This window comes from Actinomadura sp. NPDC048021, from assembly GCF_040653135.1.
Taxonomy (GTDB): domain Bacteria; phylum Actinomycetota; class Actinomycetes; order Streptosporangiales; family Streptosporangiaceae; genus Spirillospora; species Spirillospora verrucosospora.
Genome location: NZ_JBEZJQ010000008.1, coordinates 303332 through 317990, shown reverse-complemented (window position 1 = coordinate 317990; position 14659 = coordinate 303332). Strand labels below are relative to the sequence as shown.

The window sequence follows — 14659 nt, the reverse complement described above, 5'->3', positions numbered from 1 at the left end:
CTCCTCCGTCCGGACGCCAGGCCAGAAGTCAACACCAGGAATGTTAAGAGCTCAACTCACCTGGTCACCGGTCGGCGCCCCCGGTCGTCGGCAGGCCCGCCGCGCGCCACGCCTTGAACCCGCCCACGATGTCGGTCGCGTTGGTCAGCCCGAGGTCGTGCAGGGAGGCGGCGGCGAGGCTGGAGGTGTAGCCCTCCGAGCAGAACACGATCACGCGCAGGTCGTGGCCGGTGGCCTGGGGCAGCCGGGCGCCCGAGGCCGGGTCGAAGCGCCACTCCAGGACGTTGCGCTCCACGATCAGCGCGTCCGGGATCTCGCCCTCCTCCGCGCGCTGGGCGGCCGGGCGGATGTCCACCAGCACCGCCCCGTCACTCCTCTCGGCGTGGGCCTGGTCGGGGTGGACGCGCGCGAGCCGGTCGCGCGCCGCGGCGAGGATGTCATCGATGGTGCGTGCCATGGACCAAGCATGGCAGGCAGGTCAGACCAGCTGCGCCTCGGCCGAGGCGAGCACCTCCTGGATCCGCAGGCCGTGGGCGGCGTCCAGCGCGGGGCTCGCCCCGCTCCTGACGGCGGCGGCGAACTCGGCCACCATCGTGGCGAACGCGTCGTCGCCGAGCTGCGACCAGTCGAGCCGCGCGTGGCCGCCCCGCCCGTAGACCTCGACGTGGGCGGGCGGGAGCTCCCCCGTGCCCGCCATCGACACCGACGCCTGGCTGATCGCGCCGTTCTCGTGCTCCAGCGTCAGCCCCAGCCAGCCGAGCGGGTCGCCGTGCGCGCGGACGCCGGCGACCCGGCCGAGCGCGGCGTCCAGCATGTCGACGATGTGGGGGCCGAGGTCGAGCAGCGCCCCCTTCTCCAGCCGCCACGGGGTGGCGAAGGGGCCCCCGCTCAGCACGGAGGAGACGAACGAGCCGTAGCCGCCGAACGGCTCCAGCTCCCGCGTCCGGTCGAGGAAGTCGCGGGCGGCGCGCGAGTAGCGCAGCGTGAGGACCATCTGCGAGACGACGCCGGCCTCGGCGATCGCGCCCGCGAGCCGGCGGGCGCCGTCCAGGTCCATGCCGAGGGGCTTCTCCAGCAGGACGGCCTTGCCCGCCCGGGCGGCCCGGGCGGCGAGGTCGGCCTGGACGTCCGGCGGGACGGAGAACGCCACGGCCTCGCAGGCGTCGAACAGCTCCTCGATCCGCTCGAACGAGGGCGCGCCGTGCTCGCCGGCCAGCGCGGCGGACGCCTCGGGCCGCCGCGCCCACACCCCCGCGAGCCGCGTGGCCGGGCCCGCCGCCAGCGCGGGCGCGTGCACCATCCCCGCCCAGGGTCCCGCCCCGACCAGCCCCACCGCCACCGCATCGCTCATGGGACAAACCTAGACGATCTACCTGCTTCCCGGCGCAACGCGCGGCGGCGGCGGGCGAGCGGCGGCGGGCGTCAGCCGAGCTGGACGCCGAAGAACAGCGCGAGGAGCGCGCCCAGGGCTCCGAGCGCGCCCCACACGGCGAGCCCGGCCTTGGACTTGGCGCGGGCGTGCAGGAACGCGGCCACGCCGGACAGCAGGACGAACACCAGCTTCACCTCCAGGGTGCGCTGGGCGGGGCCTGCGAGGTCGCCCGCGGCGATGTTCCAGCCTCCGGTGAGCACGAGGACGGCGAACGCGGGCCAGGCGATCGCGTTGAACCGGCGGGCCGCGGCCTTGGTGACGCCCTCGTAGCCGCGCAGGGCGGGCACGAGCGCGCCGAGGGTGATCTGCCCGCCGACCCAGATCGTCGCGGCGAGCACATGCAGGAAGATCCGCACGTCGGCGGTGGTGACGGCGAGCACGAGGAGGCCTCCGAGGGCGTACCGGGCGGGGGTGTGACGGGTCGCTCCCGGACGCTACCGCCTGCCCCGGCGGGGCCCGGCGGCACCCCGGGGTTCTCAGGCGGCCCGCTTCCATCCCCGGCGGGGACGGTGCATGCCGAGCTGCTCGTCGCGGCTGCGGTAGACGATGGAGGGGCGGTCAGGCAGCCGACATTCCCCGGTCACGCCGGGGGCCCGCGTCCAGGTGTCGGGGATCGACAGCCCGCCGACGTGGCCGAGCGCCACGACGAGGCTGCCGAAGGGGACCGACAGAGGCCCCCGCAGGGAAGCGGGGCGCCCGGCGTCCGGCGCCCGCACCATGACCTACCGTGGTCACCGTGACCGACCATCGTGAGCACGGCGAGCTGGTGGAGGCGCTGCGGGCGGCCGGGGTCAGCGGGGTGGACGACTCTGCGCTCGCGCGGTCCCTGTACTCCTCGGACGCCTCCCTGTACCGGGTGCCGCCGCGGGTCGTGGTGACGCCCCGTGAGGCGGACGAGCTGCCCGCCGTCCTCGCCGTGTGCCGGGACGCCGGGGTGCCGCTCACGATGCGCGGCGCCGGGACGTCCATCGCGGGCAACGCGGTCGGGCCCGGGGTCGTCGCGGACGTGAGCCGGCACCTGAACCGGGTGCTGGAGATCGACCCGGAGGCGGGGACGGCGCTGGTGGAGCCCGGCATCGTGCAGGAGCGCCTGCACCGGAGGGCGGCCGCGCACGGGCTGCGGTTCGGGCCCGATCCGTCCACCCGGACGCGGGCCACGCTCGGCGGGATGATCGGCAACAACGCCTGCGGGTCGCGGGCGCTCGGCTACGGGCGCACGAGCGACAACGTGCTCGGCCTCGACGTCGTCACCGGGTCCGGGGAGCGGCTGCGGATCGGCGACGTGCCGGGGGCGCGGACCGGCGGCGTCCTGATGGAGCGGCTGCGCGGGCTGGTCGGCGAGAACCTGGCCCTGGTGCGGACGGAGTTCGGGAGGTTCGGCCGGCAGGTCTCCGGCTACTCGCTGGAGCACCTCCTGCCGGAGAAGGGCTTCGACGTCGCCCGCGCGCTGGTGGGAAGCGAGGGGACGCTCGCGCTGACGCTCGCGGCACGGGTGCGGATGGTCCGCGAACCCGCGCACCGGGCGCTCGTGGTGCTCGGGTACGGGTCGATGGCCGAGGCCGCCGACGCCGTCCCGGCGATCCTCCCGCACGGCCCGGTCGCGTGCGAGGGCCTGGACTCGCGGATCGTGAACGTCGTGCGGGAGCGGCGGGGCGCCGGCGCGGTGCCGCCGCTGCCGTCCGGGTCGGGATGGCTGCTGGTGGAGCTGGCCGGATCCGAGCCCGGGGCGCTGCGCTCCGCGGCGCGCGGGGTCGTCGCCGCGTCCGGCTGCGCCGACTCGGCGCTCGTGGAGGACATGGCGCTGGCCGACGCGCTGTGGCGGATCCGCGAGGACGGCTCCGGGCTCGTCGCCCGCACGCCCGCCGGCGAGCAGGCCCACGCCGGGTGGGAGGACGCGGCCGTCCCGCCCGAGCGGCTCGGCGCGTACCTGCGGGAGTTCGAGGCGCTGCTGGCCGGTTACGACCTGTTCGGCGTGCCGTACGGGCATTTCGGCGACGGGTGCATCCACGTCCGGATCGACTTCCCGTTCGGGCGGACCGGCGGGACGCGCGTCTTCCGCGACTTCCTCAACGACGCGGCCGCGCTGGCGGCCCGGCACGGCGGCACCATGTCCGGCGAGCACGGCGACGGCCGGGCCCGCAGCGAGCTGCTGCCGCACATGTACTCGGCCGAGGCGCTGGCGCTGTGCTCGGCCGTCAAGGACGTCTTCGATCCGGACGACCTGCTCAACCCCGGCATCGTCGTCCGCCCGGCGGCCGTGGACGCCGACCTGCGCGCCGTGCAGACGGTCCCGCTGAACCGGGGGCTCGGTCTCGCCTACCGGGACGACCGCGGCGACCTGTCCCGGGCCGTGCACCGCTGCACCGGCGTGGGCAAGTGCCGCGCCGACAACACCGGGGCGGGCGGCGTGATGTGCCCGTCCTACCTGGCGACCCGGGAGGAGAAGGACTCCACGCGCGGGCGGGCCCGGGTCCTCCAGGAGGTCGTCAGCGGCAGGCTCGGCCCGGACGGCTGGAAGTCCGAGGCCCTGCACGACGTCCTCGACCTCTGCCTGGCCTGCAAGGGCTGCGCGTCCGACTGCCCGACCGGCGTCGACATGGCCTCCTACAAGGCGGAGGCGCTGCACCAGCGGTACCGGGGACGGATCCGGCCGCGCTCCCACTACGCGCTCGGCCGGCTCCCGCGCTGGACCCGGCTCGCCGCCAGGGCCCCCGCGGCGATCAGGGTGGTCAACGCGGCGATGCGGTCGCGCGCGCTGAAGCCGCTGCTGGCCTGGGGCGCGGGCATCGACCGGCGGCGCACGCTCCCCGCGCTGGCGCCCGAGACGTTCCGGCGCTGGTTCGCCTCCCACCACAGCCCGGAGGGCCGCAACGGCGACGTCGTGCTGTTCGTGGACAGCTTCACCGACGCGTTCTCCCCCGATGTGGGCCGGGCGACCGTGCGGGTGCTGGAGCACGCCGGCTACCGCGTCACGGTGACCGAGCGCCCCGTGTGCTGCGGAATCACGTGGATCTCCACCGGGCAGCTGGACGGGGCGCGGGCGCAGGCGCGCCGCGCTGTCCGCGCGCTGCTCCCCCATGTCCGGCGCGGCGCCAAGGTCGTCGGGATGGAGCCGTCCTGCACCGGCGTGCTGCGGTCCGACGCCGAGGAGCTGCTGAGGGGCGTGGACGCCGCCGCCGCCCGCGAGGTCGCCGCCGCGACCCGCACCCTGGCCGAACTGCTCGCCGAGACACCGGACTGGACGCCGCCCGACCTGTCCGGCGTGACCGGGGTCGCGCAGCCGCACTGCCACCACCACGCCGTCATGGGCTGGGCGAAGGACGCCGAGCTCCTGCGGAAGGCGGGCGCGGGCGTCGAGCGGCTGGGCGACTGCTGCGGCCTGGCCGGCAACTTCGGCGTCGAGAAGGGCCACCACGAGGTGTCGGTCGCCGTCGCCGAGCACCGGCTGCTCCCGGCGGTCCGCGCGGCCGGGGAGGACGCCGTGGTCCTGGCCGACGGGTTCAGCTGCCGCACGCAGCTGCGCGAGCTCGCGCACCGCGACGGCGAGCACCTCGCCCAGCTCCTGGCCCGCCGCCTGCCGGGGCGATGACCGCCCGGAGCGGCTAACCGCCCAGGGTGCGCGAGAGGGTGAGCGCGGCGGTGTGGACGGCCGGGGCGACCGCGGCGAGCCGCATCCGGGTCGCCCAGCCCGACACCGACAGCGCACCGAGGACCAGCCCGTCCGGGCCGAGGACGGGGCTGGCGGCGCAGACGATCCCGCTCCCGGACTCCTCCCGGTCGTAGGCGACGCCCTCGCGCCTGATCGTCTCCAGCTCGCGGGCGAGCAGCCCGGGCGCGGTCACGCTGCGCTCGCCGACCCTGACCAGCTCCGACTCCAGCACGCCCTTGACCACCTCCGGCGGGGAGAACGCGAGGATCGCCTTGCCCACCCCGGTCACGTGCGCGGGCAGCCGCCCGCCCACCTGGGACGGCAGCCGCGGCCCGCCGGAGGACCCGAGGATCTCCACGTAGACGACCTCGCCGCCCTCCAGCACCGCGAGGTGGACGGTCTGCCGGGTCGCCTCCCGCAGGTCCGACATGTACGGGACGGCGGCGTCCCGCAGCACCCGCTGGCGCGGCACCCGCTGCCCGATCTCGAACAGCCGCAGCCCGAGCCGCACCCGCGGGCCCCGGCGTTCCAGCAGCCCGGCGTCCACCAGGTCGAGGGCGATGCGGTGCGCGGTCGACTTCGGCAGGCCGCTGCGGCGGGCCAGCTCGGCCGGGCCCAGGCCGTCGTCCTCCGGGCGGAACGCCGACAGCACCGCGACGACGCGGCGCAGGAAGCTCTCCTCGGACGGGACGGACGTCATGGAAGAAGTGTCCCACCACGCGGGACGGCCGCGTTGCCCGCGGGGGTCGCGGCGGGAGAGGCTCGGCCTGCCCACGAACGAAAGGACGGCCCCATGGACCCGGGTTCCGTGGAGAAGGCCGCGGCCGCGCTCCTTGACGCGTACGCCACCGGCACTCCCATCTCGCCGCTGACGAAGGACCATCCGACCATGTCGGTGGCCGACGCCTACGCGGTCCAGCTCGCCCAGGTCAAGGCGTGGACGTCCGCCGGCGCGCGGATCAAGGGCCACAAGGTCGGCCTGACCTCGGCCGCGATGCAGCGCCAGATGGGCGTGGACCAGCCGGACTTCGGCGTGCTGCTGGACACGATGTTCCTGCCGGAGAGCGCGCCGATCGACACCGGCCGGTTCCTGCAGCCCCGGATCGAGCCGGAGATCGCGTTCGTGCTGGGCCGTCCCCTGGCCGGTCCCGGCGCCACGGCGGCGGACGCCGTCGCGGCCGTCGAGTACGTGCTGCCCGCCCTGGAGGTGATCGACTCCCGCATCGCGGACTGGAGGATCACCCTTCCGGACACGATCGCGGACAACGCCTCCAGCGGCGGCGTCGTGCTCGGCACCCGCCCGGTCCGGCTGGACGACCAGGACCTGTCGCTGATGGGCTGCCTGCTGCGCCGCGACGGCGACCTGATCGACACCGGCGCGGGCGGCGCGGTCCTCGGATCGCCGATCAACGCGCTGGTCTGGCTGGCCAACGTCCTCGGCGAGCGCGGCGTGAGCCTGGAGGCCGGGCACGTGGTGCTGCCCGGCTCGATCACCGCGGCCGTGCCGGTCGCGCCCGGGGAGACGCTCACGGCGACGTTCGCCGGGATCGGTTCCGTCACCGCTCGGTTCGGAAGGAGGGAGCAGGCATGAGCACGTTGACGGCGGCGATCGTCGGGCCGGGCAACATCGGCACCGACCTGCTGGTCAAGCTCCAGCGCAGCGAGCTGATCGACGTCCACTCGATGGTCGGGGTGGTGCCGGAGTCCGACGGCCTGGAGCGCGCCCGCAGGATGGGCGTCGAGGCGTCGGCGGAGGGCGTGGACTGGCTGCTGAAGCAGCCCACTCTGCCCGACCTGGTGTTCGAGGCGACCTCGGCGAAGGCGCACCTGGCCAACGCGCCCCGCTACGAGGAGGCGGGGATCACGGCGATCGACCTGACGCCGGCCGCGACGGGCCCCCTGGTGTGCCCGCCGGTGAACCTGGACTCGCTGTCGGACGCCCCCAACCTCAACATGATCACCTGCGGCGGGCAGGCGACGATCCCGATCGTGCACGCGGTGTCCTCGGTGGTGCCGGTGCCGTACGCCGAGATCGTCGCGTCGATCGCGTCCCGCTCGGCCGGTCCCGGCACCCGCGCGAACATCGACGAGTTCACCGAGACCACGGCCCGCGCGATCGAGCAGGTCGGCGGCGCCGGGCGGGGCAAGGCGATCATCATCCTCAACCCGGTGGACCCGCCGATGATCATGCGGGACACGGTGTTCTGCGCGATCCCGTCCGACGCCGACACCGGGGCGATCGCGGAGTCGATCGAGAAGATGGTCGCGCAGGTCGCCGCCTACGTCCCCGGCTACACGCTGCGGGTCGAGCCGCAGTTCGACGAGCCCCGCGACATCTGGAACGGGATGGCCCGCGTCGCGGTGTTCCTGGAGGTCCGCGGGAACGGCGACCACCTGCCGCCGTGGGCCGGCAACCTCGACATCATGACCGCGGCCGCCGCCCGGGTCGGCGAGCAGCTCGCGCGCAGGAAGGCCTCAGAATGAGCGAAGCGAACCGGGGGGTGCGGGGGGTCGCCCCCTCGCAGGGAACAGGTATGAGCGACGTCAGCGAGAAGATCCGGATCACCGACTCCACGCTGCGGGACGGCAGCCACGCGATGGCGCACCGCTTCACCGAGGAGCAGGTCCGCGGCGTCGTGCACGCCCTCGACGCCGCCGGGGTCGAGGTCATCGAGGTCACCCACGGCGACGGCCTCGGCGGGTCGTCCTTCAACTACGGCTTCTCGCTGGAGGACGACGTCAAGCTCGTCGCCGCCGCCGTGGACGAGGCGACCCGGGCCAAGATCGCCGTCCTGCTGCTGCCGGGCCTCGGCACGGTCCACGACCTGAAGATGGCGCACGACGCGGGCGCGTCCGTCGCCCGGGTCGCCACGCACTGCACCGAGGCGGACGTGTCGCTGCAGCACTTCGCCGCCGCCCGCGAGCTCGGCATGGAGACCGTCGGGTTCCTCATGCTCTCGCACCGGGTCGGCCCGGACGAGCTGGCGCGGCAGGCCCGGATCATGGTGGACGGCGGCGCGCAGTGCGTCTACGTCGTCGACTCCGCCGGCGCCCTGGTCCTCGGCGAGGCGCAGGAGCGGATCAGCGCGCTGGTCAAGGAGATCGGGCACGAGGCGCAGGTCGGCTTCCACGGCCACCAGAACCTGTCCCTCGGCGTCGCCAACTCCGTCCTGGCGCAGCAGAACGGCGCCCGGCAGATCGACGGCGCGCTGTGCGCGCTCGGCGCGGGGGCGGGCAACTCCCCCACCGAGGTGCTGGTCGCGACGTTCGAGCGGCTCGGCGTCCCGACGGGCGTCGACGTGCAGGGCGCGCTGGCGGCCGCCGACGACGTGGTGAAGCCGTTCCTGCACCGGCTGCCGTTCGCCGACCGGGGCGCGATCACGCAGGGGTACGCGGGCGTGTACTCCAGCTTCCTGCTGCACGCCGAGCGGGCGGCCGAGCGCTACGGCGTCCCGGCGCACGAGATCCTGCAGAAGGTCGGCGAGGCCGGCTACGTGGGCGGCCAGGAGGACATGATCATCGACGTGGCGCTCCAACTCGCCGCCGAGCGCGACCGCGCCTCATAGCGCGAGCGGGCTCCGGTCCAGGTCGTCCAGCAGGGCGCGGGGGTCGTCGTAGACGGCCGCCGCGCCCGCCTCCTCCAGCTCGGCGCGGCTCCAGCCGCCGGTGAGCACGCACACGCACGGCATTCCCGCGCGCCGGGCGGCCTCGACGTCCCAGCGGGTGTCGCCGACGAACACGGCCCGGGCGGCGGGCGCCGCCGCGCGCTCCAGGGCGAGCTGGACGAGGTCCGGCGCCGGTTTGGTCGCCTCCACCTCCGAGCCGGAGGTGGCGTCGTCGATGGCGTCGTCGGCGTCCAGCGCCGCGCGCAGCGCCTTCAGCTCGGGCGCGGCGGCCGAGCTGGCGAGCACGACGCGGCTCCCGCGCCCGGCGCACGCCCGCAGCAGGTCTGCGGCGCCGTCGAAGGCCTGGAGCCGCGACCAGTACTGGGCGTACAGGGCCGTGTGCGCGGTGCGGATCCCGTCGTCGGCGTCCCGGTCCCGGTCGTCCGGGAGCAGGTGGTCGAGCAGCTTGTCCGAGCCCATGCCGACCGCCCTGTGCACGTCCGCCATGGGGACGGTGTGCCCGTGCTGGAGGAACGCCTGCCACCAGGTGGCCGCGTGCAGGTAGTTGGTGTCGACCAGCGTGCCGTCGACGTCGAAGAGCACCGCATCGATCATGCGGCGGCCCTACCCCGTCCGCGCCCCGGGAATCGGGCATCCGCGACGATCTTGGTCGGTTGCACGGTGCAAGCGTTGGGATAGCGTGGCGTGATGACCCACGAGGAGCCTCGCGCGTCCACACCCCGCGGACGGGCACGCCGGGAGCAGCTCGTGGGGATCGGTCTCGACCTGCTCGCCGAGGGCGGCTGGGCCGCGCTCACGGCCCGGGCCGTCGCCGACCGGGCCCGGATCCGGCCGGGGCTGCTCCACCACTACTTCAACGGGCTGCCGGGGCTGCACGTGGCCGTCGCGCAGCGGGCCAGCGAGACGATCGTCGACCCGGTGGTGGACGCGCTGGTCGCCGCGCCGGACACCGCGGCCGCGCTGCGGGCGCTGCGCGAGCGCGTCCTGGACGTGCTCGCCGGGGAGCGCAACCTCAGGCTCGCCGCCGAACTGCTGGTCCGGGCGCTGCGCGACCCGCGGATGGGCGCCGAGCGGCGGGACTGGTCGAGGGACGCGCGGGCCCGCGTCGCCGCACGGCTGGAGCACCTGCGCCCCGGGTGGCCCGCCGAGCGCCGCGAGGGGACCGCCATGCTCTTCACCGCGGTGCTGGACGGCCTGATACTCCAGCTGATCCTCGAGCCCGACCTGCCGGCCGACCCCGCCCTGCACGCGACCGAGGCCTGGGCCGGGGACTCCTGACCGGCGCTCAGTCCGGGCGCGCGGGGACGATCGCGACGGCGCGGCGGGCATGCCGGAGCACCGCCGTGCTGGTCGAGCCCAGCGGGGCGATCCCGGCGCCCCGGTCGCCCAGCACCAGCAGCCCGGCGTCGTCCGCGGCGTCGAACAGCGCCTCCATGGGGCGCTCCAGCAGCAGCGAGACCCGGATGTCGAGCCGCGGATACCGCTCGCGCCACGGGGCCACGGCCGCCTCCAGCTCGGCGGCGCGCGTCTTCTCCAGCAGCTCCCTGTCGTGGAACAGCGCCAGCTCGTCCGCGTCGACCGCGGCGGGCTCCCAGCAGGCGTACACCACGCGCAGCTCCCACCGGCGCAGCGCCGCCTCGGCGGCGGCGAAGCCCAGCGCCGGGTCGCACCACGTCGTCCCGTCGGCCCCCGCCACGACCCGGCGGGGGCCCACCCCGTCCTTCACGACGACCACCGGGCGGGTGGCGCCGGCCGCGAGTTCCAGCACCCCCGCGCCCTCGTCCAGCCGCTCGGGGGCCGCGACCACCACCAGCTCCGCGTCGCGGGACTCGCTCAGCAGCGCGCCCCGGGCGGGGCCGCGGACCAGGCGACCGCGCACCGTGCCGGGCGCCCCCAGTTCGCGGGCGCGGCGCCTGCCGCGCTCCAGCAGGTTCCATCCAGCCCGCCTCATGACCGCCTCGCCGTGCGGGTCCTCGTGCCCCTCCGGGTAGGGCCAGTGCCAGCAGTGGCACATCACCAGATCGAGGTCGCGCAGCCGGGCCTCCTCGATCGCCCAGCTCAGCGCCGTGTCGTTCTCCGCCGTCCCGTCGTAGCCGAACAGGACGTGCGCCTGCTCGCCGCTCTCCACGCCCGTCATGTGCATGCCCTCCTCCTGCCAGTTTGCGCGCTATGCGAGCGCACCAGAAGAGGCGCGTGCCCGACCGCTTCCCGGAGCGATTACTGTCACGGACGAAGGAGGAGGCAATGAGAAGGCTAGGACGGGTCCGCCGCCGTTTCGGCTTCGACCGCAACGAACTGCGACGCGCCGTCGACCGCCGCCAGTGGGCGGTCGGCGTCGTCGCCGCGGTGCTGTTCACGGTGCTCGCCCCGCCCGCGTCCGCGCTCCTGGCCGCCGACGCCTACCGCAGCGGCGTGCGGGCCGAGCACCGCAACGTCCACCGCGTCACGGCGCAGGTCGTCCACACCGACTCGCAGGGCGGCGCCGGCATACGGCACACCTACGCCGAGCTGGCCTGGACGTCCCGCGACGGCCGGACGCGGACCACCGTCGTCCCGGCCGACAAGTCCGTCAGGCCGGGCATGGAGCAGCGCATCTGGGTGGACACGGCGGGCAACCCGATCCAGCACCCCCAGACCCGCGCCGCCACCCTGGCCACCACCGCCGTGGCCGCGGCCACGGCCGCCGTCGCCGTGGGCGTCCCCCTGCTGGCCGGCTACCTCCTCGTCCGCCGCCGCTGCGACCGCCGTCGCGGCGCCCTCTGGGACGAGAGCTGGACCAGCCTGGCCCAGCACGCCTGACCGGCTCCCCCAAGCCGCCCCCATTTCCGGGTCACGGCGCTCACACGGAGACGATCTTCCCGGCCTCCCGGGGTAGGCCGAGGCCATCGGAGTCCCGGGGGAAGGGGAGCGCGTGTTCAGGAGGATGGCTGCGGAGCTCGTGGGCACGCTGCTGTTGGTCTACTTCGCGGTGGGCGTGGCGACCCTGTCGTTCGGCTTCGGCGTCGCCGGGCGCAGCCTCTCGGCGGGCGTCGTCGCGACGGCGCTGGCCTTCGGCCTGGTGCTCCTCGCCCTGGTCTACGCGATCGGCCCGATCTCGGGCTGCCACGTCAACCCGGCCGTCACGCTGGGCGTGCTGCTCGCCCGCCGGATCCCGCCGCTCGACGCCGTCGGCTACTGGGCCGCCCAGTTCGCCGGCGGCATCCTGGGCGCGCTCCTGCTGTGGGCGACCTTCTCCGGCTCGCCGCTCTACGCCCGCTCCGTGACCGGTCTCGGCGCGGACGGGTGGGGCGACGCCAGCCTCATCCGCATCGACATGGGCGGCGCGTTCCTCACCGAGGTCGTCCTGACCGCCCTGTTCGTGTTCATCGTGCTGTCCATGACGAGCACGGCGGCCATCCCGTCGGTCGCCGGGGTGGGCATCGGCTTCGCCCTCACGACCGTGCACCTCATCGGCATCCCCATCACGGGGACCTCGGTCAACCCGGCCCGCAGCCTCGGCCCGGCCGTCGTCCTCGGCGGGACCGCCCTCTCGCAGGTGTGGCTGTTCATCGTCGCGCCCCTGGTGGGGGCCGTGGTGGCGGCGGCACTGCACGGCTTCGTCGGACCGCCGGAGAAGGAGACCCCGCTTCCTCCCGTGGAGGAGGAGGCCCCCTAGCTCCTCTGCGGCGGCCCGGACCGGACCTCTGGTCAGTCGGTGCCGAACTCCATGGCGGCGCGGTCGAGGACCTCGGCGTCCCGGGAGTCCTTGCCGCGGGAGGCGATCGCCTCGGCGCCGCCCGCCGGCATCGCGCCGATCAGCCCGGTCGAGGCCGCCTGCGCGGCACCGATCAGGGCCGGGTGCGAGCTGCCGACCATGCCGAGCCCGGCGTACTGCTCCAGCTTGGCGCGCGAGTCGGCGATGTCGAGGTTGCGCATGGTCAGCTGGCCGATCCGGTCCACGGGGCCGAAGGCGGAGTCCTCGGTGCGCTCCATGGACAGCTTGTCGGGGTGGTAGCTGAACGCGGGGCCGGAGGTGTCGAGGACGGAGTAGTCCTCGCCGCGCCGCAGCCGCAGGGTCACCTCGCCGGTGACGGCCGTCCCGACCCAGCGCTGCAGCGACTCGCGCAGCATGAGCGCCTGCGGGTCCAGCCAGCGTCCCTCGTACATGAGCCGGCCGAGCCGCCGGCCCTCGCTGTGGTAGGTGGCGAGGGTGTCCTCGTTGTGGATCGCGTTGACGAGCCGCTCGTAGGCCGCGTGCAGCAGCGCCATGCCGGGCGCCTCGTAGATGCCGCGGCTCTTGGCCTCGATGACGCGGTTCTCGATCTGGTCGGACATCCCGAGACCGTGCCGCCCGCCGATGGCGTTGGCCTCCAGCACCAGGTCGACGGCGGACCCGAACTCCTTGCCGTTGATCGTCACCGGGCGGCCCTGCTCGAACCCGATCGTGACGTCCTCGGCGGCGATCTCCACGGCGGGGTCCCAGAACCGCACGCCCATGATCGGCTCGACGGTCTCGATGCCGGCGTCGAGGTGCTCCAGCGCCTTGGCCTCGTGGGTCGCGCCCCAGATGTTGGCGTCGGTGGAGTAGGCCTTCTCCGTGCTGTCCCGGTAGGGAAGGCCGCGGGACAGCAGCCACTGCGACATCTCCGTGCGGCCGCCGAGCTCGGCGACGAAGTCGGCGTCGAGCCAGGGCTTGTAGACCAGCAGGGACGGGTTGGCCAGCAGCCCGTAGCGGTAGAACCGCTCGATGTCGTTGCCCTTGAACGTCGAGCCGTCGCCCCAGATCTGGACGTCGTCCTCCAGCATGGCGCGGACGAGGAGCGTCCCCGTCACGGCTCGTCCGAGCGGCGTGGTGTTGAAGTAGCTGCGGCCGCCGGACCGGATGTGGAACGCGCCACACGCCAGGGCGGCGAGCCCCTCCTCCACGAGGGCGGCCCGGCAGTCGACCAGGCGCGCGACCTCCGCCCCGTACTTGGCCGCGCGGCCGGGCACGGAGGCGATGTCGGGCTCGTCGTACTGCCCGATGTCGGCGGTGTAGGCGCAGGGCACCGCGCCCTTGTCGCGCATCCACGCGACCGCCACCGAAGTGTCGAGGCCACCGGAGAAGGCGATCCCGACGCGCTCACCGACGGGCAGGGAGGTCAGCACTTTGGACATGAGCACAAGTATGCACGCTCCTGCATGAACATGCAACGCGCCTCCTCCGCCCGCCCGTTGGGGCACGGACGGGCGGACGCGGGGCGGCCGCGGCCCCCGGCCGGCGAAAGCGGCCGCCGCATCTCTCCTCTCAGAAGGGCTTGACCAGCAGTCATCATGGCTCTTACCCGGTGAATCGCCCTCCACCTCCGCGGATCGCCGCATCAGAACGACCCCAATGACATCGTTCAATCACTCGGCTCTGAGTTCGCACCGGTTTCGCATGTGGGGATCATTCGCCTTTCGCGGTTCTCCCCTACCAGGAAGACCTCCGCGAACGCAAGCACGCGAAGCCGCACGGACCAAGACTCAATACGCGACGCGCCATTCGCCGCGCATTCGCTCCACCGAGAGGCCGATCCTCGCGGCCGGTTAATAATCATCGATCGTGGCATCAAGACTTGCCGCGCAAGTTTCACTCACGTAATGGGGAATGACCGTAATGCGCCATTCCGAAACCCGAGAATGGCCGCTTGTGGCCGTTCGCCTTACTTTCTCCGCGACCTCGCGTTCCCTGGTTCATGGCGCTGCAGGAAGCCGGTCGCACGAGCGGATGAGGCGGTTCTTCGCGGATCCGTTCGAATCCCGGCCCCACCCAGTGATCCCCAACGCGCCGACATCCGACGGAGAATTGTCCGGTTGCACCGGATTGCACGGAACGGAGGGAAACAAGATGGAGTCGGTTCGGCAAACAGGCGTTCACCGTCAAAGCAGCCGGAGGTACGCGGAACCCCTGCGTTGCGGGACGGCGGGGACGGGAAACCCGGGAGACCCGAA

The 14659-nt window shown here is 74.1% G+C and carries 15 protein-coding genes; 7 read left to right on the top strand and 8 right to left on the bottom strand.

Annotated elements, in window-relative coordinates:
- Positions 1-64: 64 nt before the first annotated feature.
- The 4 genes from AB0C87_RS16310 to AB0C87_RS16295 form a co-directional block, all read right to left on the bottom strand.
- On the bottom strand, positions 65-457 hold the full coding sequence (locus AB0C87_RS16310; protein WP_360578182.1) for a rhodanese-like domain-containing protein: 393 nt from the start codon (positions 455-457) through the stop codon (positions 65-67).
- Positions 458-478: 21 nt separating this feature from the next.
- The gene (locus AB0C87_RS16305; protein ID WP_345186567.1) at positions 479-1351 is read right to left on the bottom strand and encodes a Gfo/Idh/MocA family oxidoreductase; all 873 of its coding nucleotides are present in this window, start codon (positions 1349-1351) and stop codon (positions 479-481) included.
- A gap of 71 nt (positions 1352-1422) precedes the next feature.
- Positions 1423-1812, bottom strand: coding sequence for a hypothetical protein (locus AB0C87_RS16300; protein ID WP_345186568.1), 390 nt, complete (start codon positions 1810-1812; stop codon positions 1423-1425).
- A 96-nt stretch (positions 1813-1908) separates the two neighbouring features.
- Positions 1909-2151 (bottom strand): hypothetical protein, encoded by a 243-nt coding sequence (locus tag AB0C87_RS16295; protein WP_345186569.1) that lies wholly within the window; start codon positions 2149-2151, stop codon positions 1909-1911.
- 17 nt (positions 2152-2168) lie between these two features.
- Here AB0C87_RS16295 and AB0C87_RS16290 point away from each other — a divergent pair, with 17 nt between their 5' ends.
- The gene (locus tag AB0C87_RS16290; protein WP_360578179.1) at positions 2169-5021 is read left to right on the top strand and encodes an FAD-linked oxidase C-terminal domain-containing protein; all 2853 of its coding nucleotides are present in this window, start codon (positions 2169-2171) and stop codon (positions 5019-5021) included.
- Between the two features lie 13 nt (positions 5022-5034).
- Here the strand turns inward: AB0C87_RS16290 and AB0C87_RS16285 are convergent, their stop codons facing one another.
- Positions 5035-5781, bottom strand: coding sequence for an IclR family transcriptional regulator C-terminal domain-containing protein (locus AB0C87_RS16285; protein ID WP_353835097.1), 747 nt, complete (start codon positions 5779-5781; stop codon positions 5035-5037).
- Positions 5782-5874: 93 nt separating this feature from the next.
- Here AB0C87_RS16285 and AB0C87_RS16280 point away from each other — a divergent pair, with 93 nt between their 5' ends.
- From AB0C87_RS16280 to dmpG, 3 genes are read left to right on the top strand one after another with little or no spacing between them, the layout of a single operon-like run.
- Positions 5875-6672 carry a fumarylacetoacetate hydrolase family protein gene (locus AB0C87_RS16280; protein WP_353835096.1) on the top strand — a complete coding sequence of 266 codons (798 nt, stop codon included), beginning with the start codon at positions 5875-5877 and terminating at the stop codon, positions 6670-6672.
- On the top strand, positions 6669-7565 hold the full coding sequence (locus tag AB0C87_RS16275; RefSeq protein ID WP_345186581.1) for an acetaldehyde dehydrogenase (acetylating): 897 nt from the start codon (positions 6669-6671) through the stop codon (positions 7563-7565). Before AB0C87_RS16280 ends, AB0C87_RS16275 begins: the two co-directional genes overlap by 4 nt.
- Positions 7566-7615: 50 nt before the next feature.
- Positions 7616-8647, top strand: coding sequence for a 4-hydroxy-2-oxovalerate aldolase (gene dmpG, locus AB0C87_RS16270; RefSeq protein ID WP_345186583.1), 1032 nt, complete (start codon positions 7616-7618; stop codon positions 8645-8647).
- Here the strand turns inward: dmpG and AB0C87_RS16265 are convergent.
- Positions 8642-9301 carry an HAD family hydrolase gene (locus AB0C87_RS16265; RefSeq protein WP_345186585.1) on the bottom strand — a complete coding sequence of 220 codons (660 nt, stop codon included), beginning with the start codon at positions 9299-9301 and terminating at the stop codon, positions 8642-8644. The two genes, dmpG and AB0C87_RS16265, sit on opposite strands and share 6 nt — an antisense overlap.
- Positions 9302-9394: 93 nt before the next feature.
- Between AB0C87_RS16265 and AB0C87_RS16260 the strand changes: the two genes are divergently transcribed.
- A complete protein-coding gene (locus AB0C87_RS16260) occupies positions 9395-9985 on the top strand; it encodes a TetR family transcriptional regulator C-terminal domain-containing protein (RefSeq protein WP_345186588.1) in 591 nt (196 codons plus the stop codon).
- A 7-nt stretch (positions 9986-9992) separates the two neighbouring features.
- Here AB0C87_RS16260 and AB0C87_RS16255 read toward each other — a convergent pair whose 3' ends face one another.
- Positions 9993-10850 (bottom strand): universal stress protein, encoded by an 858-nt coding sequence (locus AB0C87_RS16255; protein ID WP_345186590.1) that lies wholly within the window; start codon positions 10848-10850, stop codon positions 9993-9995.
- 101 nt (positions 10851-10951) lie between these two features.
- Here AB0C87_RS16255 and AB0C87_RS16250 point away from each other — a divergent pair, with 101 nt between their 5' ends.
- Positions 10952-11506 carry a hypothetical protein gene (locus AB0C87_RS16250; protein ID WP_360578176.1) on the top strand — a complete coding sequence of 185 codons (555 nt, stop codon included), beginning with the start codon at positions 10952-10954 and terminating at the stop codon, positions 11504-11506.
- 112 nt (positions 11507-11618) lie between these two features.
- The gene (locus AB0C87_RS16245; protein ID WP_360578174.1) at positions 11619-12362 is read left to right on the top strand and encodes an aquaporin; all 744 of its coding nucleotides are present in this window, start codon (positions 11619-11621) and stop codon (positions 12360-12362) included.
- Positions 12363-12394: 32 nt separating this feature from the next.
- Here the strand turns inward: AB0C87_RS16245 and argG are convergent, their stop codons facing one another.
- Complete coding sequence (gene argG, locus AB0C87_RS16240) at positions 12395-13843, bottom strand: argininosuccinate synthase (protein WP_360578172.1); 1449 nt, start codon at positions 13841-13843, stop codon at positions 12395-12397.
- Positions 13844-14659: the final 816 nt, after the last annotated feature.